Here is a 20,371-nt window from a genome sequence, read left to right on the forward strand (position 1 = left end):
TTTACAGAAAAAACACAAGGAGGAGTGAACTTATGAAAAAATTTGAAGTAGAACCTATAGGAAAAATTAAAGTATGCGAAGGGGGGATGTTTATTGAGCTAGCGCCAAAGTATGTTCCGGCTCTGCAAGGGTTAGATGGATTTAGCCACCTTAATGTTTTATGGTGGTTCAGCGATTTTGATAATGCAGAAATGAGAAGTATCTATGAAGCCTCACAACCATATAAAACGGCGCCGTCAGTAATGGGCATATTTGCCACTAGGTCGCCGATTCGTCCAAACCCTGTTGCATTGACTGCAGCACAGGTTATTTATATTGACTATGAGAAAGGTGTTATTCAGATTGCGTATATTGATGCCAAAGATGGGACACCTGTATTAGACTTAAAACCTTATACTCCAAGTCTTGACAGGGTAGAGAATCCAGGAGTGCCAGAATGGTGCAGCCATTGGCCTAAGAGTTTAGAGGAATCCGGAGATTTCCCATGGGAAAATGAGTTTAATTTTTAGTACAAATCGGCTTCTAATTAAAAATGCTTTAAATCAGGTACTACTAGAAAAGCTGCGGAATTTCTTCATATGTCCCAACCGAAGCTAATGCGGAAAAAACAAAAATATAATATTTTTTAAAAATTTAATCAGTATAAAATACAAAATAGTAAGCTAAATGGCTTACTATTTTGTATTACTTTACTCTGATTATATTCTGTTTCTGGAATCCTGAGCTTTTCTAGCATCCTGAGCGTTTCTAGCGTCCTGAGCGTTTCTAGCGTCCTGAGCGTTTCTAGCGTCCTGAGCGTTTCTAGCGTCCTGAGCGTTTCTAGCGTCCTGAGCGTTTCTAGCGTCCTGAGCGTTTCTAGCGTCCTGAGCGTTTCTAGCATCCTGAGCATTTCTAGCGTCCTGAGCGTTTCTAGCGTCTTTATAATTATCCATGATTTAATCACCTCCACTGATTAGTATGTGTAATTATTTTTTTTTTAATTAGTAAAAGTACTGGAATTTTAAATTAATTTAGTTATTAAATTCTGGGGGATTTGCGCTGGTATTGCCAAAAGCATTTGATGGTGATGGACTTGACATATTAAAATAAAGTCTGGAGTCTTCTGTAACACCGAAATCCTTGTTTGATCCAGTATTCTCAACCTGGTTAAAGGCTTCTCTAAACAGAGCATTGTGAGCTTCTTCTCTGTTCAGTAAAAAGTCAATAGTTTCCTTAACCTTTTTATCATTAATCTGTCTGTAAAGGTATTCATAAACTACTTTGGCTCTTTGTTCAGAAGCAATATTGGATAATAAGTCTGCACACAAATCTCCGGTAACGGTTACATAGTCAGCATTCCAGGAATATCCGGAAGAGTTGATTAAGCCAGGATTTAATCCTAGTATAACGTGAGTCTGGATTTCACCAGCGTCAACAGTCTGATAATCAACATCATGACCATTCAGCAAGTTAATAGTAGTCGCTACCATCTCCATGTGGCTTAATTCTTCTGCAGCAATATCCATAAATAAATCTTTTATTTTAGGATCTTTTATACGAAAACTCTGTGACATATACTGCATAGCTGCTTTTAATTCTCCATTTCCTCCACCCAGCTGTTCCTGTAATAAAACAGCATATTGAGGATTGGGTTTTTCAATCGCTACAGGATGAAATAATTGCTTTTCATGTTTAAACATTTTTAACACCTCCAAGTATAGTTTGAAAAAATAAATCAAAACTATACCTTTTGGATGTATTTCTAAAAACCAAGAATGCATATTAATTTCTAAAATTAGCTAAGATATCAAATAATTACATAGATTATAATTATCTTCTTGGGTTAAATTAATAGAAACAGGAGGTGATTATCATGACATTACAAGATAAAATGAATAAAAGTTATAAACCAGCTTTAGACAGCTTAAAGACAGAAATAGCTTCTGAACTTGGACTATCTAATTATGATAGTATTGACAAGGGAAATCTTACAGCACGTCAGAATGGTTATGTAGGCGGCTACATGACAAAAACACTTGTGGATATGGCTGAAAAAAGTTTATCAGGCAATATGTCAAGCATGTCAGGCAATATGTCAAGCATGTCAGGCAATATGTCAAGCATGTCAGGCAAATAAGTTTAAAATGTGTAAACTTAAGGGGCATGAATCTTTTTTGTAAGAGAGTCATGCCCCTTAGTTTTATTTTTTCTCTGATTTCCATTTCTCTTTATACATTTCATATTGTTTTAATGTCTTAGGATTATTATTAAAAAAATCATTTAACATATTAATATTTGTTAAACTATTAAGGCTGATGTCATGTTCTATCATTTCAGTATCTTTAAATGCATCTTCTACTCCAATTAAATTTAAAAAATTTTCTATTGTAATATGTCTGTTTAAAAGAAAAGAACCAACATCAATTCCTTCTTTGGTCAGGGTTATGTAACCATATTTTTGGTAATATACAAAGCCAAGTATTTTTAATTTCTGAACTATTTTAGTAGCTGATGAAGGACGCACGTTCAGTTTATTGGCTAATTCATTAATTCTGATAAATTCTTCATCCAGGCAAATTCGATATATCATTTCCAGATAATCTTCCATACTTGGTGTTAGTAAATTCTGATTTAATAGCTGATAACCTCTAACTGTATAAAAGTCTTGTTTATTCATCAGATTTTATTCTCCTTAATTATGTTTTTATGTAACAAAAATATGAAATCATTCATAACTATAAATTAGTCGTGGGAAAATTTGTTTCATACAACTAACTTATTACTTAATTAAAAAAAAATTAATAAAAGGAGTATTTTTTATGTATCAAAATTTAATTTCATTAAATCAGTTGCCATTAGGTACATTTGGCAAAGTTAAAATATTAAGTTCAGAAGGAAATGAACGCAGAAGAATGTTAGATCTGGGATTGATTCAGGATACTATAGTAGAGTCCATAAGAAAAAGTCCCGCAGGGGATCCTATTGCATATGAAATAAGGGGGCGGTAATAGCTTTACGCTCAGAAGAAGCATCTAAAATTTATGTTCAGGCAATTCATTAATTAAAATAGAGAGGAGTTTATAATGGGGCTAACAAAACAGTCTATGGGTACCAGCGCTTTAAATGAAATGTTTCAGGTTCAATTGGAATCACCAGATGATATAGTAGTGGCGCTTGCAGGTAATCCTAACACTGGTAAGAGCACTGTATTTAACAGCTTTACAGGCCTTAATCAACACACTGGCAATTGGCCTGGAAAAACGGTTACTAATGCACAAGGCAAATATATACATAAAGATAAAAGATATATTTTAGTTGATCTTCCAGGAACATATTCACTGTTATCAAATTCGGTAGAGGAACAAGTTGCCAGAGATTTTATCTGCTTTGGCAATCCACACGTAACAGTAATTGTTGCGGACGCTACCTGTTTAGAGAGAAACCTGAATTTAGTTCTTCAGATAATGGAAATCACTGATAAAGTTGTCGTATGTATAAACCTTTTGGATGAAGCCAAAAAGAAAACTATAGAGATTAATCTGAATAAATTGTCTGATATACTGGGGGTACCTGTAGTTGGTACATCAGCAAGAACTGGTATGGGATTAGAAAATTTAAAGGAGGTTATAGAAAAAGTTGCGAAGGGACAAATCACAACTAAACCTTTAAAAATATCTTATGACCAAGATATTGAAGAAATTATTACAGAGGTGGATACCTGTATTCAGAATCTCACTGAAGGCAGGCTGAACAGTAAATGGGCAGCCTTACGCCTCATCGATTCAGATAGTCAGTTACTTGAATCTATGGACCGTTATCTTCAAATGGATAATTTATCAAATAATGAAATATTGCAAGTAAAATTAGAGAATGCCCGTAAAGAATTAAACAATCTAAATATCACAATGAAGGATTTACAAGACCGTATTGTGTCAACCTTAGTAAAGAACGCTGAAAATATATGTAAACAGGTTGTGAGTATAGAGAAAAAAGTTCATAATCAACGTGACCGTAATATTGATCGTGTATTAACATCAAGAGTTTTTGGTATCCCAATAATGATTGGTCTCTTAGGCCTTGTTTTCTGGATAACTATAATCGGAGCAAACTATCCTTCCTCCATGCTGACCCAACTTTTTGCAATGCTTGAAAAACAGCTAACAGGATTCTTTATTTGGGCAGATACGCCATATTGGGTATATGATATAGTGGTATCGGGAGTTTATCGTACAGTAGCATGGGTTGTTTCAGTCATGCTTCCTCCAATGGCCATTTTCTTTCCATTATTTACTTTAATGGAAGATCTGGGTTATCTGCCCAGAGTTGCTTTTAATCTAGATCACTATTTTAAGAAAGCATGTGCACATGGGAAACAGGCTCTGACTATGTGCATGGGATTTGGATGTAATGCAGCGGGTATTATAGCCTGTAGAATTATTGATTCTCCAAGAGAACGATTGATTGCTATTATAACCAACAATTTTGTTCCCTGCAACGGAAGATTCCCTACTTTAATTGCTCTTGCAAGTCTTTTCATTGCCAGTGGGGCTGGTCATCTGAGTTCTTTGGTGGCAACATTCACTATATTAGCTGTTATTGTGCTGGGTGTGATTATTACACTCGTTATATCCAGACTATTGTCAAAGACAATATTAAAAGGTCTGCCATCTTCCTTTACATTGGAATTACCACCTTACAGAAAGCCACAGGTGGGGCAGATTATCATCCGTTCTATTTTTGACAGAACATTATTCGTATTGGCCCGTGCTGTTACAGTTGCTGCACCTGCGGGCCTGGTTATCTGGATTATGGCCAATATAACAATTGGAAATACAAGTTTACTAACCTATTGTGCATTATTTTTAGACCCTTTTGGAAAGTTACTTGGAATGGATGGCTATATAATGATGGCATTTATATTGGGGCTGCCTGCCAATGAAATTGTGATTCCAATTTTAGTTATGAGTTATATGTCCAAAGGATCTATGTTAGAGTTACAGAGTTTAAGTGAAATGAAACAATTATTTATAGATAATGGGTGGACCTGGCTTACCGCTGTTTGTATGATGCTATTTTCGCTGAATCACTGGCCTTGTGCAACAACTCTTTTGACAATTCATAAAGAAACTCAAAGTTGGAAATGGACCGGAATCTCTTTTTTAGTCCCAACTATAACCGGAATTGTAATATGCTTTGTGGTAGCTCAGGGAGTAACTCTTCTTGGTTTAGTATAGAGAGAAGTAAGAAATATTTATCTAAAGGGAGTATAGAATCAACTATACTCCCCAAAAATTAAATAGGGGCAAAATTTAAATTTTTAATAAAAAAATTTCAAATATAAGTTAGGATATGAAATAATTACATAGATTATAATTTTCTTCTTGGGTTAAATTAATAGCAACAGGAGGTGATTATAATGACATTACAAGATAAAATGAATAAGAGCTATAAGCCAGGTTTAAATAGCTTAAAGACAGAAATAGCTTCTGAACTTGGACTATCAAATTATGACAGTATTGACAAAGGAAATCTTACAGCACGTCAGAATGGTTATGTAGGTGGCTACATGACAAAAACACTTGTAGATATGGCTGAAAAAAGTTTGTCAGGCAAATAGTTTAAATAAAAAAACTTCAAGGCATGAATCTTCGTTTCGAGAGTCATGTCTTTTAGTTTGGATGTGAAGCGGAAGAATCTAAATACAAAAAATATTTGTAAATATTAAAAATAGTGACAGACATAAAAAAATATGCTAATATTCTAAATAGTTTGTTTTATACCAGATTAGAAAACATTGGGGTAGAGATTTATTAAAAAGTGAAACTGCCGAAGTGAATATTATTTTGCAGTATTAATTAAAGTAAAAACAGGGGTAATATTAAAATATAAGTTTAGGCTTATACTATTTTCTATTGAATAAGATAAAGAAATATACGGAGTTTAGAAGAAGAATGAGAAAATTTATTATCCTATTTGTTTGTTTACTTTCAGTAAGTTTTTCTGTTGATTATGTTTTTGCTACCCCTCGGGATGTTCAATTTCATTGGGCTGGAACAGCAATTAATACTTTAATTGAAAATAAGGTTATGCTTGGGTATGAAGATGGCAGATTTAAGCCAAGCAAATCAATCACAAGAGAAGAAGCCTGTTGTTTGCTTGTTTCATTTGCCAAAGAGCAGGGACTGATTCAAGAGAATGATTTATATGTTGATAATGCCATTAACTTTCCAGATGTAAGCAGTACATGGTCATTATCTGCGATTCAATTTATGTATAAAAATCACATTATTGAAACTGATAAAGATGGCAAATTCCAACCTAATACACTTTTAACCAGGGAGTCTATGGCAAATCTGCTTTATGGATTTTATAAATATTTTGGATTACTGCCAGAAGGGGACGGGTCTTTAAGTTGTCCTTTTACAGATATTGAAAGTAGCTCTGCTAAAGTACCTATCACACTCTTATATCAGAAAGGAATACTTCATGGTTATGAAGATAGTACATATCGGCCCGCTAATTTAGTATCCAGAGCAGAAATTGCATCTGTTATTTTTGCAATTTCAAATTTAGAGCCTGTTAGGCCAACTATTTCACTGCCAGATTATAGGGTGATTAATGTCCCTTATATTAGTCAGCTTTATCCGGTAAATGCTCCAGTAGGATGCGAGGGGACTTCTCTACTCATGGGAATGAAAGCGAAAGGGTATGCACAAGGTATTGGATTATATGATTTTTTAAATAATATGCCAAGGCATGAATCGAATCCTGAAAAGGGTTTTGTGGGTTCACCATTTAAAGCGGATCTCACAAAAAAAACAAGAACCACAATCAATCCCCCTGTATTAGTTGCTTACGCAAAGAATTATGGAAATGTTGCCGATTTCTCAGGAAGCTCTGTTGATGAGTTACAAGCAGAGATATTAGATGGTAATCCTGTAGTAGTATATGAAACCATGAATTGGGAAAAGCCATTTTATAGATACTATAACATTGAAGGAAAGCAAAAAAGATTACTGTCCAATAATCACGTTATTTTAGCATGTGGATATGACAAAAAAACTAACATGTATTATATTGCTGACCCGTATAATATTAAAAATCTTAAAGGAGAGGACAAGTATTGGATTAATGGAACTACTTTTGAACAGATATATAATGAGAGAAGGTATGCTATAGTAATTCAATAATTTATTGCTTAATTTACAGAAGATAAGTGCTTATAAGAACGGGGCAAAAATCGGACAAAAAAGAACGGTTTTTGCCCTTTTAAAATAGGCGAAAGTAAGTTTTTCATATGTTCTATATACAAAAACGGAGCAGCCTGACAGGGGCTGCTCCAAATTAATTGTTTAGTCGTTAAACCCAATGATTGAAAGAGTTGCATTGTTCACGGTTAAACCCGGAGTTATATCGATAATAGAGTTAGTGGAAATTTCAACGGAGTACGTGTAATTACCCGGTCTAAGATTACTATCGGCAAACTGAAATGCAAATGATTCTGATTCCAATGCAGTTGCCAGAGTTGAGAACGTATAGGTTGGGCCAACCTTTATAGTTGAGCCATCTGTATTGGTTCTTGTTATCTGGAAATTTAGCGTTACGGAAATTCCAAGAGGCAGACTAATTATACTTGTAAAAATAAGAAGATTAGTTACATCTCTCAGCCCAGCAGTTTCTATTGCAGTTGAAACTACGTTGATGGGATCAGCCAATAACGTTGTAATTATGGGCAAGGGACCTGCGCCACCTGTTGAGCTCCCAAAAGCAACGGATCTTTCTATTCTATGATTACTTTCAGGATATTGAAATCCATCATTGTAACCCATTACACTATTCATAAGAGTCTCCTTTTTAGGCTATAATGCGATCTGTTAGATCAAGCTTCATTGCCCAGTTTATTCATAGCGAAGAATTGAGGTTCTTCGCTATGTACACTGGTATCTGCATTTTTTTATCTGAGACTTAATGTTGAATAGCTTAAGTTAGTATATGATGGAAATATCAGCAATGCTACTGTACTTACATTCATACCGCCTTAAACTATTAAATCATTTTATATAGTTTAAGGCGGTATTTTTTCAAATTTATAATAGATGTAAATAATAATTAAAAAAAAGGTTATTTAATTCCCACTAAAACAGTATAAAAAATTTTTACATATTATTATCAGAATAGTGAGAATTTTGAAAAAGTATGTTATAATAGGAAAATATTAAAAATAAATGGGTACTTTTGTCAAATTATTACTTATAACTGCTGGTATAAATGAATGGGTGAGGTGAATGAATAGCATTATATAAAATAAAGAAGAAGAATAATAATAAAAATATGATGTAAGTGATAATATCAAAAATGGAGGAATTTTATTATGATGAAAAATCTGAAAATTAATCTAAAATTGTTGGTAAATTTCGGGCTTGTATTATTAATGTTATTTATTTGTGTGGGTGTAGCGTTTTGGGGTTTAAATATAGTTAACAAACAAGTTACCCAGTATTCAGACAAAACCCTTCCCAACACTACAAAAGTATGGGAAATGCGCAGAAATATGGTCGCAGCGGAAAGAGATTTACTTAAGGCTATGAGTTTCAAAGATCAAAATAAAATAAGTGAGAGTCTTGATAATGCAGATAAAGATATTGAGAATCTGCTTACAGCCTTTGATGCTTTCAGCAGTAATACCAGAACCTCTAAAGAAAAGGTCAAATCATTAGAAGATAGTTTTAATAGTATAATGCCAGTTAAACAGGAAATAGCAACTTATATAAAAAATGGTGAAATTGATAAGGCAAGAGATTTATACCTTACTCAATGTGCTCCATTATTTGAAAAAAGTTGCAGTATTTTAATCAGTATATCAGAAGAACAAAATCAGCGAGCTGTAGCACAGAATGAAATTGCCAAAAAAGGTTTATTAGAAGCAAGAATTTTTTTGCTGGTTACAGCAGTTTTTGCAATTATAATTACGTTAATAGCTATGGCAGTTTTAAGAAAATCCATATTAACACCAGTCCAGGAAATTAATCGCGCAGCAAAATTAATTTCAGAAGGCGATCTTAGTGCTACTATTAATTATGATGGTAAAGATGAACTAGGGGAGTTAGCAGATTCAATGAAAAAACTAGTTTACATAGTAGTTGGTATTATAAAAGATTTGGATTATGGACTGGAAGAGATTGGAAAAGGAAATTTCAGGGTTAAAAGCAGGGCAGATGAGTTATATATAGGTGATTTTGCTAATTTGCTGATAGCAATGAAGCAAATTATAACTCAATTATCATCAACTCTTCATCAAATTAATCAAGCATCGCAACAGATAGCAATTGGTTCAGAGCAAGTTTCCGGTGGCGCACAAAATCTTGCTCAAGGCTCATTAGAACAGGCAAGCTCAATTGAACAACTTTCAGCCGCTATCAATGAAATTTCAGTACATATTAAAGAAAGTGCAAATAGTGCAAATATAGCCAATGAAAAAACTATAAAAGTTGGCGAAAATTTACAGCATAGTAATGCGCAAATGGATAAAATGATGCTGGCTATGGAAGACATTTCATCAAAATCAACAGAGATAAGCAGAATAATTAAAGCAATTGAAGATATAGCTTTTCAGACCAATATACTTGCTTTAAATGCAGCAGTGGAAGCTGCCAGAGCAGGGGAGGCTGGCAAAGGATTTGCAGTTGTAGCGGATGAAGTGAGAAATCTTGCAGGGAAATCTGCAGAAGCTGCTAAGGATACCACAGGTCTCATTGAAGATACAGTAAGAGCTGTATCTGAAGGAAGCAGTATTGCCAAAGAAACAGCTGATGTAATTAAAATGGTAGTTGAAAATGCAGATGAAGTAGTAGTATCCATTACTGAAATATCAAAAGCATTCAGAGAGCAGGCAGACTCCATTAATCAGGTAACTGTTGGGCTTGATCAGATTTCCGCAGTTGTACAGACCAACTCAGCAACAGCAGAAGAAAGTGCCACAATCAGCGAAGAATTTTCTGGACAGGCTTCCGCATTGCGGGAGGAGGTTGCTAAGTTTATTTTTAAATAGACTTACCCAAATAGCCCTGAAAAGGGGCTATTTTTAATAAAGAAGGGGAAAACATTTCATTTTAAAGGGCATTAGGATACTGGCCTAATTTTTTTAGTTATAATACCCATACTGCCGTTTACATTTACTAAATCACCAGTTTTTAGTTTGGTTGTTGCAATTCCACATCCTACAACCGCAGGAATCCCTAACTCTCGTGCCACAATTGCAGCATGAGATAAAGGTGCACCAAGATCTGTAATAATTGCAGCAGCTTTTGGAAACAACGGTGTCCAGCCAATGTTTGTGGCGGTAGTTACAAGTATTTCACCCTTTTGAAAATCTTTTGCTTCATCAAAACTATGCAAAACACGAATCCTTCCTTCAACAATACCCGGGGCCCCTGCAAAACCTTTGATGATGCTTTCGTTCATTGGGGAAACTTGGTGGGCATTGGGATCGTAGTAGTCCTGTCGTTTATTTATGGAATTAATCCACTCGTTAGGATTAAATCTGCCTCTGATTAATTGCGGGAAGACAGGCATTTCCTGATATTTTTCAAAATTTTCACGTCTTTTAGGAATCTTGTGAAGCATTTCAATGTTTCCTTGCAAAAAATCTGGGATTTCAAAACAATACATCATAAATATATCATTTCCAACCCCTGTAACAGATCCAATTTTAAGCAATAAATGCCTCATGACTCTAAACACTTTTACAAATTCATTTCGCAGTGACTCGCGGTTATTTGCATCCTTAGAAACTGTATCCAGCTTTTTTTCCAGCCATTTTTGTTTAGCAGGAAGTTTTTGTAAAAAAGTATTTTTAGCTTTTGTAAATTGGACCAATTGTTTTTTTCTGAGTTCAGCCGGACTGAGATTAGCACTTTTGTATTCTTGAATCTGCTTGTCAATATATGAGGGATCATCAGCAGGGTATTCATAATAAACCTCGAACTCGTGAGGACTTCTGTGACCGTAGAGTTCCAGATACTTTTCACTTGTTAAGCTGCCATTCATCACTTGCTCTATTGCAAGAATAGGCTTCATGCTCACAAGTGATTGCTCACCGCTGAAATTAGAACATAACAAATTAGCCAATTCTTCATCTGTCATTTTGGCAAGCTTTTTTCTAAGGGTTATCAAGGTTGCGCTTCCTGCGCCGCCAAACCAGATATACCATAATGCTGATAGAAATGGGCGCACATCGGACGTCCACAGTTCAAGTAACTCCTGCTTTGTGTCTGCAGTTTCTATACGCTTTAGTGTTTCTACATACCAGACAGGAGTATATTTTAAATAGTAATCCTTTTGTTTCCTGGAATCCCTCATACGTTTTATGCTCTTTTTTACCCGATTAAACATTTCCTTAATTAATTGATTTGTTTTAAACGGATAAATAGGTACTTCTATGTTCTCTGGAATATATCCAAACACATCGCTGATAAGTTCTTTAGCCTTTTGAATATTATATCCAAGCACTTTTAATAAAGAAATCATAATGCTGATATTTGAATATGTCCTCCCACAGATATTGCCAAACATAAAAAATCCCGGAATTTTCTGACACTCTAAATCCATCTCATGCAGTATACTCCATGTAAATGGGCTCATTACGTCAGGAACAGCCTCCCCTACGTTATTACTGCTCCAAAGTGCATCAGTATCAAGGCTTTGGTTGATTTCATAGGTATCGTAGTCTATTGTTTTAAGAGTTGTGATTGGGCGTGCCTGAACAATATAAATCTTTCTGCTCTCAACAACCCATTCAATATCTAATTTGCAGCCGAAAAGCGCCTCTGCTCTTAATGTGGAATGATATAAAGCTTTTGAATATGGAGCAAATGGTTTATTGCCTCGGTATTTTCCTCCTAGCCTTGATATTGTGAATGGATACGCATTCTCTTCGCCAGACACAAGCTGTTCACCGGCACCAAAAACAAAGTTACCTACCATATTTAAATGGCTGCCGGTAATGGGATCTGCAGAAAAGAGTACCCCTGCTATATTTGCTTTTTTCATAATTTGAACTACAACTGCAATTTGGTTATCTTGATGAATACAATGAAACTTGCTGTATGCACTCACACGTTCTGATTTTGCCGAAGCAGCAACATTTTCTATTGCCGTGAATAGCTCATCCCGCTTCACATTAAGCACAGATTCAAATTCACCTGCAAATGAAGCTTTAGCACTGTCCTCTGAAAGAGCAGATGATCGGACTGCAAAAGTATTGCCAGGTAACTTTTCAAAACACTTTTCAATATCATAGCGTGCTTCATCTTTTAATTTGTTATTTCCAAAGGCCATAGACAAAATAACAAATCCATTTGGAACGGCAAGTCCGGCGTTGTACATTTTACAAAGAGAACTGCCTTTACCTCCTGTATGACCAAGGGCCTCATGAGGAATTTCTCTAAAGTCATAAGCAAATTTCATACTACCTGTCCTCCTTATAAAATGCGGTACGCAGCATGGATATATATACATCAATTTCTTTGGAATACCTTGAAATCTCCTTGTTGTAATCTTCTATTCTTTTATTGGGAGAAGTCTGAGAATCACTGTAACCTCTAAGTGTAAAGAGTATAATATTTAGCGCCTTTTCTGTATTAACATTTTTCTTAAACAGAGATAAATCAATATTTTTTAGTATTTCATTCTGTACATCAAAATACAATAGCTTTGTGTACTCACTAATTTCATGGACTACCACAGGGTCTCTTTCAAAAAAGGCAGAAGCTATGAAATCAAAAATAGCAGGATATTTATTGGTTAGTTGAAACTTCAATAAAAATGAATTTCGCAATCTTTTTAAAATATCTCTTTCCTGTAAATCGATTTGTGTATAGTATTCCTGCATGACAGTATTGATAGAATATTTGAACAGAAATACATATAAATCCTTTTTTGTACCGAAATAATGAAAAAGCAGCCCCTTTGATATATCTGCTTCTAAAATGATTTCATCTGTAGTAGTCTTTTTATAACCGTTCTTTGCGAACTTGCTTATGGCTACAGTAATAAGAGTGTTGCGCTTTATATCTTCCATTGTAAATATCTTGTGATTCCTCAATTCTTCCATTTCATTATCTCCTCACATGTATTGACTGGTTCAGTCAAAAGTATTGTAGTCTTATTGACTGGATTGGTCAATATGTTTTTGAATATTTTTAAATGGAATTCCATGGATAAAATACTTCTCATTCAATAAAGCAGTTGTAGTAAACTATTTTTTAGATTAAAATATGGACATAATCAGATTAATCAAAAACTGAAAACCCATAAAAAAAGCTGAAAGTTACAGAAAATGGAGAGTAATAAATGAAAAGTGGGCAATATATTTATAACGTAAACTACAATGAGCAGGACTATAATTTATGCGCCTTTGAAGTGAAAGCACTCTTTGATGATGAGCTTGAAAATAAAGTATTATTTACAAACAAAGAAATTGATCCATCTGTTAGTCCTTTCCTGAAGAATAGAATAAAGATTATATATAAGAAAAAGACATTCCACGAAATTCTTGATTCAATTTTGGCAGATGATTTTAGAGCCAATGATTTTATGGTTCAATATGTTGCCATGTATAAAAGAGACCCAAATATCAGCCAGGGTAAAAAGTTATCGAAAGAAGCAGGGCTTCGCATATATGGTTACCCATCTTTTCAATCACCTAAAATTATGTTAGGCATTACATATTATCAGGATTATTGGTATTTTGGATATTTAAAACAAAATAATTTTAAGTGGCGTGCTCATAAGCAAAAACCCTATTCCTTTTCCAGTGCATTAGGAGTCAATATGGCTAAAGTTCTTATAAATGTAGCAAGCAGAGGGGATACTTCAAAACGCTTAATTGACACTTGTTGTGGTGTCGGGACCGTTATTTTAGAAGGCATTTTTGCAGGATATGATATATGTGGATGGGAGATTAATCCCAAAGTTGCAGAACTTGCCCGTTTAAATTTAACTCACTATGAATATAATGCTAAAATAGTGACAGGGGATATGAAAGATATCAGAGATTTTTATGATGTGGTGATTGTTGATTTGCCATATAATAACTTCAGTCATTTTGATGGAGAAAAACAATGGAGTATCATCAGACACGCTAAAAAGATTGCAAATAGAATGATTATTGTAACGTCAGCGGATATTAGAGAAAACCTATATGCAGAACAATTAAAGATAATGGATTACTGTCGGGCAGAAAAAACTATCAAAGGAGATTTTGTTCGATACATCTGGATATGCGAGAATTAAAAAGGATACTAAGCTAATTACCAGCTGAGTAAGGCAGAATCAACATCATTATGTTTATAAAACAATTATAATTTTTATCAAGAGGCAGGTTATTTATCTAGAAGTTAGTTAAATTAATATGTTAAGAGGAGGATTATAACAATGGATGCAAGAGATTCGGAAAAAATGGTTAAGTTGGCTAAAGAGGGGAAAGAAATTTCAAAGATATTACAGGAGGATTTCCCTCAGTATACTTATTGGGATATTTATTGGGAGGTATACGGATCTGGAGAAAAGACCTCAATGGGGGTAAGGCGAATGATTACAAACAGGCTTAATAAAATTGTAAATCTTCAGCCAATGGAACAACGGGGCATTATTGACGAGATAGATGAACTGGTATGGCATTTATATGACCGATACAAAGAAAGTCAGCAAAAATTAGATGATATTCGAAGCATAATCGGAAGATAAATATTTTGTTGCTGCAATGTTTCGTGGCCGGAAATTTGCTCCAGGAAGCGAATACCAGCCAGACTATTGGCGGCGTTGCAGCAACTACTTTATTGCTTAATTGAATTATGTTATCAATCAAGAATAAATAATTCTTCAACGGGTACACCCAAAAACTTTGCTGCTTTTATGGCCAATTCAAGTGTAGGATTGTACTTATTGTTTTCAATTGCATTTATTGTCTGTCTTGTTACTCCCAGTTCTTGTGCAAACTCATCTTGTGTTAATTTTAATCGCTTTCTAAGCTCCCTGACTTTATTCTTCATTTCCCTCACATAGTTTCCTTTTATAATATCGTTCAAAGAATAAAAGTAATGAATTTTGAATGCAAAACAACGCTAATGCCACACTGTGTCTATTTCCTTTTACAAGATCTATGATAGCCCATATCAGTAAAAATGACACTGTAAACCAGTATGAAATCTTCAGGCTTTTCAAGGCAATATATTTTTCCAGTTCATCTTCTTGTCTAAAGAAACCCATAAAGCTTACCTCCTTTAAAAATGTAAAAAGTTCTTTACATTAATTATCCGAATTATTATTCAAAATGTCAAGATGTTTTTACATTTATTTATTAAATTCATTATAATATTATAAATTCTAACAGAACTCTCACATGAAAATGATTTTTCTCACACTATTCTCACAGCAAGAGTGTTATTCTATAAAATATTTTGTTTTACCAATGAAGCAGGATGTTAATGAGTAATATATTAAGATTGTGTTCTAATAATAAAGGAGAAAAAATGATAAATAAGTTTTTAGATGTTCTGATTGGAAGGCCTTTAGCCAATGAAAAAGGCAGCAAAGAAAAGTATAATGTTCCTTTTGGACTGGCAATCATGGCTAGTGATGCCATATCCTCTGTAGCTTACGGAGCCCAGGAAATACTTTTCGTCCTTATTGTCCTTGGTGCCGCTTCTTATCAGTGGCTGACATGGACTTCCTGTATGATTATAGGTCTGCTCGCCATATTGACCATTTCATATATACAGATTATCAATGCGTATCCACAAGGCGGGGGAGCTTACAAGGTAGCCAAGGAGAACTTAGGGTCCAAGGCCGGCCTCTGTGCCAGTGCGGGACTGATTATTGACTATATCCTTACAGTTGCCGTGAGCGCTAGTGCTGGTGCAGACGCCATTGTGTCTGCATTTGAAAACCTGGGATTGTACAAGGTGGAAATTGTTGTTGCTTTAATAATTATTCTGACCATACTGAACCTGAGGGGAATCAGTGAATCCTCAAAAATATTTGCACTACCTACCTACGTATTCATTTTCAGTATGATTTTTATGATTGTTTACGGCTTGTTTAAATACTTTGTACTGCACATTCATCCGGAACCTATGTATACTGTTCCAGATGGTACTGTTTCCAATATTTCAATATTTTTGATATTAAAAGCCTTTTCTTCCGGATGCTCTGCACTGACCGGAGTAGAGGCCGTGAGTAACTCTGTGCCTAATTTTCAGGAACCAAGCCCGAAAAATGCCAAGATTGTTATGGTTTTACTGGCAGCGCTGATATTTTTTATCTTTGGGGGGACTTCAGTCCTTGCGAAATTTTATACGGCTGTTCCTATTGTCAATGGACCAACAGTTGTATCCCAGATTGCTTTTGCAGTTTTCCATAAAGGGTTTATGTATTATGTGGTTCAGTTCAGTACAGCGGTTATCCTGCTCATGGCGTGCAACACCGCCTTTACAGGGTTCCCTATGCTTATGTACATTGTGGGAAAAGATGGTTATGCACCAAAACAGTTTACCATCCGTGGAAAACGACTAAGTTTTTCTGTAGGAATCGTAGCGCTATCCTTAATAGCATGCATTCTGGTTATTACATTTAAAGCAGATACCCACAGAATCATCCCCCTTTATGCCATCGGGGTATTTATCTCCTTTACGTTAAGTCAGTTTGGTATGGTAAACCATTGGAGAAAGTCAAAGGGGAAGAACTGGAAACACGGGGTTGTGATAAATGGTATCGGTTCAGTGGTGACTTTTTTTGCAACCATCATCATCTTGTTTGAAAAATTCACGGAAGGGGCTTTTATTGTATTAATCATCATTCCGATTATCATCATGGCACAGGTTAAGATTAAAGCTCATTATGATAAGATTGCCGCCGGATTAAGTGTCAGCAATGTGAGATTAAATAAAGTGGATTTTAAGATAAAGTATGATCATGTCATAGTAGTTCCAATCGCTTCCTTTAATAAGGCCGCCATAGGTGCTTTGCAGTATGCCCAGAGTCTGGGGGGCAAGGTTATTGCCCTGAACATTTCAACGGATATGGAATCTATGGATAAGTTAAAACACAGGTGGAACCAGTTAAACACGGATATGATGCTAATTTCAAAATATTCCCCATACCGTGCTGTAGTAACCCCATTGTTAGATAATATTTACCAGATAGCAGATGCTGCGGAAGAGGAAGACGAAAAGATAACGGTCATTGTACCCCAGTTTATGACCCATGGAATTTTGGGAAGTATTTTACATAATCACACTGGATTATTTATACGGGAAAGTTTATTGAAAAAGGGTAACATTATTGTAGCTACCTATCCATTTAATCTGGATAGCGAAGATGACAATGATTAATTGACATAAGTGAAATTTAAGCGTATAATCCAACCTTATGGAGGTGAAAGAAATGGAAGACAGTTGTGGTCATAGTCACATACAACAAACAATTAAATTACATAATGGCTTAGGGCTGCTGCATTCCTTTTTTTGTCACTAAAAGGCTTAGTTTGCTTGCCCTGGGCAGAAAAGGGGGCAAACGATGCTGAAAATTTACAAAACTATTGAGAACAACCTCACAAGAGTAAACTCATTGAAAGAACAAAATCTCTGGATTGATGTTACTAATCCAACAGAAAAAGAATTGAAGGTGCTTTGTAATCGTTTTAATCTGGATATTGACCTGTTAAGGGCACCTTTAGACCATGAAGAAAGGCCAAGGATAGAGGCATATGATAATCAGGTATTGATTTTAATCAGTATGCCACATTCATCTTCGGATAAATCGCCGATTATTTATAACACCATTCCACTGGGAATTGTGGTTACAGAAGAGGTGATTGTAACGGTGGCTTTAAAAGAAAGTATGCTTATTGAACAGTTTATAAAAACCAAAAGTGCTCCAGTTACTCAGAAACGGACACGATTTGTTCTTCAACTGCTTTATAGTAATGCAAGACTATTTCTGAGCTGTCTTAAAGAGATTGACAAGAAATCCACAGAAATTGAGCAGCACTTGCACAAGTCTTCAAAAAATGAAGAACTTATTAATCTGCTGAACTTAGAAAAAAGTCTGGTTTATTTTACGACTGCATTGCGTTCTAACGAAAGTGTATTTGAAAAACTGCTTCGGACTTATTTAAGAAAAGTTCACGATGAAGAAAGTCAGGTCACTGTTAAAGTCCTGAAAAAGTATGAAGAGGATGAGGAACTTCTTGAAGATGTAATCACTGAAAATAAGCAGGCTATCGATATGGCTGATATATATACAAATATTCTGGGTGGTACCATGGATGCTTTTGCATCAATCATTTCAAACAATTTAAATATTGTCATGAAGTTTCTGGCTATTATTACAATCGTAATGGCGATACCAACAATTGTTACAAGCTTTTTTGGAATGAATGTACCATTGCCTTATCAGAATTGTCCGTATGCATACATTGGAATTGTTCTGTTAACTATTATTCTAATGATATGTGGTGCCTTAATTATAACAAAGAAGAAAATGTACTAATCTTCATGTTATTATAAAAATAAATAATCATATGAAAGGGTGAGCATAGTGTTTTATATAATATTCGGGAAATTTTGTATTGAAGAAGGCTCCAAAAATGTGGATAAGATGAAGCATTGTGCGGAGCCGAATAAAATGATTTAGTTTTATTTAAGGGTAGTTTCAATTAACCAGTATGGATATGTATCTGTAATGGTTCTGTTTTGTTACCCATTACTAAATATTATTAAAATCTATCAGGCCGCAGGCAATGTTTTGTCTACGGCCTTTTGCTATGTTTATTTCATGAGAATCATAAAAAGCAGAGGTCTTGCACTTATAAGGTGCTTAATGGCCTCTGTTTTTTTGTTTGTTTTTTAGAAGGGATGTGTAATCATAATGAAAAAGAATCAACAGGATTTAACGGTGGGAAGTATAGCCGAAAAACTAATAAAGTTTTCCATACCCTTGTTTATAGCCAATTTGTTACAGTCATTTTACAGTCTTGTAGATATGTTAGTGGTTGGCCGGGTTGTTGGGAAATCTGGACTGGCGGCAGTCAGCAATGCATCCATGATTAGTTTTATTATCACCTCAATCTGTATTGGCATTACAATGGGAGGCACGGTACTAATTGCCCAGTATAAGGGGGCAAATGATGAAGTGGGGCAAAAAGAAACAATGGGAACATTGTTTAGTATATCAACAATTGCATCTGTAATTGTTACGTTAACAGGATTACTTGTATATAAACCGGTATTTGGTCTCCTTAACGTTCCTGACGGTGCAATGCAAGATGCTTGTGAGTATATGGAGATAATATGTGCTGGAACATTTTTCGTGTTCGGCTATAATGCTGTTTGTTCCATTATGAAAGGTTTTGGTGATTCAAAAAGTTCCATGTACTTTGTTGTAGTAGCTACTGTTATCAATGTTATTTTAGATTTGATTTTAGTAGGGCCTTTAGGATTTGGAACAAAGGGAGCCGCGTATGCAACGGTATTTTCACAAGCAGTTTCTTTTATACTTTCAATTCTCTATTTACGTCGTAACAGCTTTATTTTTGACTTTACATTTAAAAGTTTTAAAATAAATATGGATAAAGCCTTCCCCATATTAAAAATTGGCATGCCCACTGCAATTCAGATGGTAATTGTGAATATGTCTTACCTCCTTATTACTGGCATGCTGAATAATTTTGGCATTTCTGTGGCAGCAGCTTCTGGCATTGGATTAAAAGTAAGTACTTTTGCAGGTATGCCTTGCTGGGCAATTGGACAGGCTATTACAGCCATGGTGGGACAAAACATGGGTGCAAAAAATATTGGACGTGTAAAGAAAACCACAATAGTAGGATTGCGGCTTAATTTAATGATTACTTTGTTAGTAGTAATATTGGTACAATTATTTGCAGAGCCGATTATTAGGATTTTCAATCCTGCAAGTGTGGATGTGGTAAGAGATGGTGTCTTATACTTAAGAATTTGCTGTTCTATTAACAGCCTGCTATATGCAACAATGTATACCTTTGACTCATTGGCTATTGGGGTAGGTTCTGCAAATATAGCCATGCTCAATGCGTTACTGGATGCAGTTGTAGTGCGTCTGCCAATGAGTTGGTTCCTGGCATTTTTCCTTAGCTATGGATTCGCAGGTATTTATATTGGTGAGGCTATGTCACCTGTTTTGCCTGCAATAACAGGATTGGTTTATTTTAAAAGTAAAGCATGGCAATCCAGACAAATGATAGAAATTTAAAATTTTTCTTGACATTCCTCTATAGGGCAATGGCTATAATGCAATCAGAAAAACTTATCATGATATTTTATTAAAAATAAGTGAAGGAATATAATGGATAACAAGG

The 20,371-nt window shown here is 35.0% G+C and carries 19 protein-coding genes and 1 pseudogene; 12 read left to right on the plus strand and 8 right to left on the minus strand.

Translation table 11 applies throughout. The features are described 5' to 3' along the window. The first annotated feature begins 32 nt into the window (after positions 1–32). Entirely contained in the window at positions 33–509 is a 477-nt protein-coding gene (locus tag Ami3637_RS14550; protein WP_162363189.1) for an SAM-dependent methyltransferase, read from the plus strand. Between the two features lie 189 nt (positions 510–698). On the opposite strand, the gene Ami3637_RS14555 is transcribed toward Ami3637_RS14550, so the two are convergent. Further along, positions 699–932, minus strand: a complete 234-nt coding sequence (locus tag Ami3637_RS14555; RefSeq protein WP_162363190.1) for a hypothetical protein — start codon at positions 930–932, stop codon at positions 699–701. 78 nt (positions 933–1,010) lie between these two features. After that, a complete protein-coding gene (locus tag Ami3637_RS14560) occupies positions 1,011–1,679 on the minus strand; it encodes a manganese catalase family protein (RefSeq protein WP_162363191.1) in 669 nt (222 codons plus the stop codon). A gap of 173 nt (positions 1,680–1,852) precedes the next feature. Between Ami3637_RS14560 and Ami3637_RS14565 the strand changes: the two are divergent. Beyond that, positions 1,853–2,047 (plus strand): annotated as a pseudogene (locus tag Ami3637_RS14565) (small, acid-soluble spore protein, alpha/beta type); the annotation flags it as partial. 132 nt (positions 2,048–2,179) lie between these two features. On the opposite strand, the gene Ami3637_RS14570 reads toward Ami3637_RS14565, so the two are convergent. Further along, a complete protein-coding gene (locus Ami3637_RS14570; RefSeq protein WP_162363193.1) occupies positions 2,180–2,656 on the minus strand; it encodes a metal-dependent transcriptional regulator in 477 nt (158 codons plus the stop codon). Positions 2,657–2,798: 142 nt separating this feature from the next. On the opposite strand from Ami3637_RS14570, the gene Ami3637_RS14575 reads away from it, so the two are divergent. The 4 genes from Ami3637_RS14575 to Ami3637_RS14590 all read left to right on the plus strand — a co-directional run bounded on the left by Ami3637_RS14575 (position 2,799) and on the right by Ami3637_RS14590 (position 7,169). Then, positions 2,799–2,987, plus strand: a complete 189-nt coding sequence (locus Ami3637_RS14575) for a FeoA family protein (protein WP_330586680.1) — start codon at positions 2,799–2,801, stop codon at positions 2,985–2,987. A 75-nt stretch (positions 2,988–3,062) separates the two neighbouring features. Next, positions 3,063–5,213 (plus strand): ferrous iron transport protein B, encoded by a 2,151-nt coding sequence (gene feoB, locus Ami3637_RS14580; RefSeq protein ID WP_162363194.1) that lies wholly within the window; start codon positions 3,063–3,065, stop codon positions 5,211–5,213. Positions 5,214–5,395: 182 nt separating this feature from the next. After that, positions 5,396–5,596 (plus strand): alpha/beta-type small acid-soluble spore protein, encoded by a 201-nt coding sequence (locus Ami3637_RS14585; RefSeq protein ID WP_162363195.1) that lies wholly within the window; start codon positions 5,396–5,398, stop codon positions 5,594–5,596. Positions 5,597–5,930: 334 nt separating this feature from the next. Continuing rightward, positions 5,931–7,169: an S-layer homology domain-containing protein gene (locus Ami3637_RS14590; protein ID WP_162363196.1), complete on the plus strand. Its 1,239-nt coding sequence runs from the start codon at positions 5,931–5,933 to the stop codon at positions 7,167–7,169. A 162-nt stretch (positions 7,170–7,331) separates the two neighbouring features. On the opposite strand, the gene Ami3637_RS14595 is transcribed toward Ami3637_RS14590, so the two are convergent. Then, a complete protein-coding gene (locus Ami3637_RS14595; RefSeq protein ID WP_162363197.1) occupies positions 7,332–7,820 on the minus strand; it encodes a DUF4489 domain-containing protein in 489 nt (162 codons plus the stop codon). A gap of 530 nt (positions 7,821–8,350) precedes the next feature. Here Ami3637_RS14595 and Ami3637_RS14600 point away from each other — a divergent pair. Further along, positions 8,351–10,027, plus strand: a complete 1,677-nt coding sequence (locus tag Ami3637_RS14600) for a methyl-accepting chemotaxis protein (RefSeq protein ID WP_162363198.1) — start codon at positions 8,351–8,353, stop codon at positions 10,025–10,027. A 71-nt stretch (positions 10,028–10,098) separates the two neighbouring features. Here the strand turns inward: Ami3637_RS14600 and Ami3637_RS14605 are convergent, their stop codons facing one another. Next, a complete protein-coding gene (locus Ami3637_RS14605) occupies positions 10,099–12,444 on the minus strand; it encodes a PEP/pyruvate-binding domain-containing protein (RefSeq protein WP_162363199.1) in 2,346 nt (781 codons plus the stop codon). A gap of 1 nt (position 12,445) precedes the next feature. Next, entirely contained in the window at positions 12,446–13,090 is a 645-nt protein-coding gene (locus Ami3637_RS14610) for a TetR/AcrR family transcriptional regulator (protein WP_162363200.1), read from the minus strand. A gap of 239 nt (positions 13,091–13,329) precedes the next feature. On the opposite strand from Ami3637_RS14610, the gene Ami3637_RS14615 reads away from it, so the two are divergent. Together Ami3637_RS14615 and Ami3637_RS14620 are read left to right on the plus strand one after the other, a co-directional pair. Beyond that, positions 13,330–14,271, plus strand: a complete 942-nt coding sequence (locus Ami3637_RS14615) for a TRM11 family SAM-dependent methyltransferase (protein ID WP_162363201.1) — start codon at positions 13,330–13,332, stop codon at positions 14,269–14,271. A gap of 141 nt (positions 14,272–14,412) precedes the next feature. Then, a complete protein-coding gene (locus Ami3637_RS14620; protein WP_162363202.1) occupies positions 14,413–14,724 on the plus strand; it encodes a hypothetical protein in 312 nt (103 codons plus the stop codon). A 113-nt stretch (positions 14,725–14,837) separates the two neighbouring features. On the opposite strand, the gene Ami3637_RS14625 is transcribed toward Ami3637_RS14620, so the two are convergent. Both Ami3637_RS14625 and Ami3637_RS14630 read right to left on the minus strand, forming a co-directional pair. After that, positions 14,838–15,029: a helix-turn-helix transcriptional regulator gene (locus Ami3637_RS14625; protein ID WP_162363203.1), complete on the minus strand. Its 192-nt coding sequence runs from the start codon at positions 15,027–15,029 to the stop codon at positions 14,838–14,840. Continuing rightward, positions 15,019–15,246: a hypothetical protein gene (locus tag Ami3637_RS14630; RefSeq protein ID WP_162363204.1), complete on the minus strand. Its 228-nt coding sequence runs from the start codon at positions 15,244–15,246 to the stop codon at positions 15,019–15,021. Before Ami3637_RS14630 ends, Ami3637_RS14625 begins: the two co-directional genes overlap by 11 nt. Before the next feature lie 263 nt (positions 15,247–15,509). On the opposite strand from Ami3637_RS14630, the gene Ami3637_RS14635 reads away from it, so the two are divergent. The 3 genes from Ami3637_RS14635 (at position 15,510) to Ami3637_RS14645 (ending at position 20,265) form a co-directional block, all read left to right on the plus strand. Beyond that, a complete protein-coding gene (locus Ami3637_RS14635) occupies positions 15,510–17,369 on the plus strand; it encodes an APC family permease (protein WP_162363205.1) in 1,860 nt (619 codons plus the stop codon). A 184-nt stretch (positions 17,370–17,553) separates the two neighbouring features. Further along, the gene (locus Ami3637_RS14640; RefSeq protein ID WP_162363206.1) at positions 17,554–18,528 is read left to right on the plus strand and encodes a magnesium transporter CorA family protein; all 975 of its coding nucleotides are present in this window, start codon (positions 17,554–17,556) and stop codon (positions 18,526–18,528) included. Positions 18,529–18,906: 378 nt separating this feature from the next. Then, positions 18,907–20,265, plus strand: coding sequence for an MATE family efflux transporter (locus Ami3637_RS14645; protein ID WP_162363207.1), 1,359 nt, complete (start codon positions 18,907–18,909; stop codon positions 20,263–20,265). Positions 20,266–20,371: the final 106 nt, after the last annotated feature.

The sequence above is a fragment of the Aminipila terrae genome (assembly GCF_010120715.1).
Lineage (GTDB): Bacteria > Bacillota > Clostridia > Peptostreptococcales > Anaerovoracaceae > Aminipila > Aminipila terrae.

Bases quoted from the DNA above. Each gene is read 5' to 3' on its own strand.
- Ami3637_RS14550 (WP_162363189.1), top strand. From the start codon at position 33: ATGAAAAAATTTGAAGTAGAACCTATAGGAAAAATTAAAGTATGCGAA.
- Ami3637_RS14555 (WP_162363190.1), bottom strand. From the start codon at position 932: ATGGATAATTATAAAGACGCTAGAAACGCTCAGGACGCTAGAAATGCT.
- Ami3637_RS14560 (WP_162363191.1), bottom strand. From the start codon at position 1,679: ATGTTTAAACATGAAAAGCAATTATTTCATCCTGTAGCGATTGAAAAA.
- Ami3637_RS14570 (WP_162363193.1), bottom strand. From the start codon at position 2,656: ATGAATAAACAAGACTTTTATACAGTTAGAGGTTATCAGCTATTAAAT.
- Ami3637_RS14575 (WP_330586680.1), top strand. From the start codon at position 2,799: ATGTATCAAAATTTAATTTCATTAAATCAGTTGCCATTAGGTACATTT.
- feoB (WP_162363194.1), top strand. From the start codon at position 3,063: ATGGGGCTAACAAAACAGTCTATGGGTACCAGCGCTTTAAATGAAATG.
- Ami3637_RS14585 (WP_162363195.1), top strand. From the start codon at position 5,396: ATGACATTACAAGATAAAATGAATAAGAGCTATAAGCCAGGTTTAAAT.
- Ami3637_RS14590 (WP_162363196.1), top strand. From the start codon at position 5,931: ATGAGAAAATTTATTATCCTATTTGTTTGTTTACTTTCAGTAAGTTTT.
- Ami3637_RS14595 (WP_162363197.1), bottom strand. From the start codon at position 7,820: ATGAATAGTGTAATGGGTTACAATGATGGATTTCAATATCCTGAAAGT.
- Ami3637_RS14600 (WP_162363198.1), top strand. From the start codon at position 8,351: ATGATGAAAAATCTGAAAATTAATCTAAAATTGTTGGTAAATTTCGGG.
- Ami3637_RS14605 (WP_162363199.1), bottom strand. From the start codon at position 12,444: ATGAAATTTGCTTATGACTTTAGAGAAATTCCTCATGAGGCCCTTGGT.
- Ami3637_RS14610 (WP_162363200.1), bottom strand. From the start codon at position 13,090: ATGGAAGAATTGAGGAATCACAAGATATTTACAATGGAAGATATAAAG.
- Ami3637_RS14615 (WP_162363201.1), top strand. From the start codon at position 13,330: ATGAAAAGTGGGCAATATATTTATAACGTAAACTACAATGAGCAGGAC.
- Ami3637_RS14620 (WP_162363202.1), top strand. From the start codon at position 14,413: ATGGATGCAAGAGATTCGGAAAAAATGGTTAAGTTGGCTAAAGAGGGG.
- Ami3637_RS14625 (WP_162363203.1), bottom strand. From the start codon at position 15,029: ATGAAGAATAAAGTCAGGGAGCTTAGAAAGCGATTAAAATTAACACAA.
- Ami3637_RS14630 (WP_162363204.1), bottom strand. From the start codon at position 15,246: ATGGGTTTCTTTAGACAAGAAGATGAACTGGAAAAATATATTGCCTTG.
- Ami3637_RS14635 (WP_162363205.1), top strand. From the start codon at position 15,510: ATGATAAATAAGTTTTTAGATGTTCTGATTGGAAGGCCTTTAGCCAAT.
- Ami3637_RS14640 (WP_162363206.1), top strand. From the start codon at position 17,554: ATGCTGAAAATTTACAAAACTATTGAGAACAACCTCACAAGAGTAAAC.
- Ami3637_RS14645 (WP_162363207.1), top strand. From the start codon at position 18,907: ATGAAAAAGAATCAACAGGATTTAACGGTGGGAAGTATAGCCGAAAAA.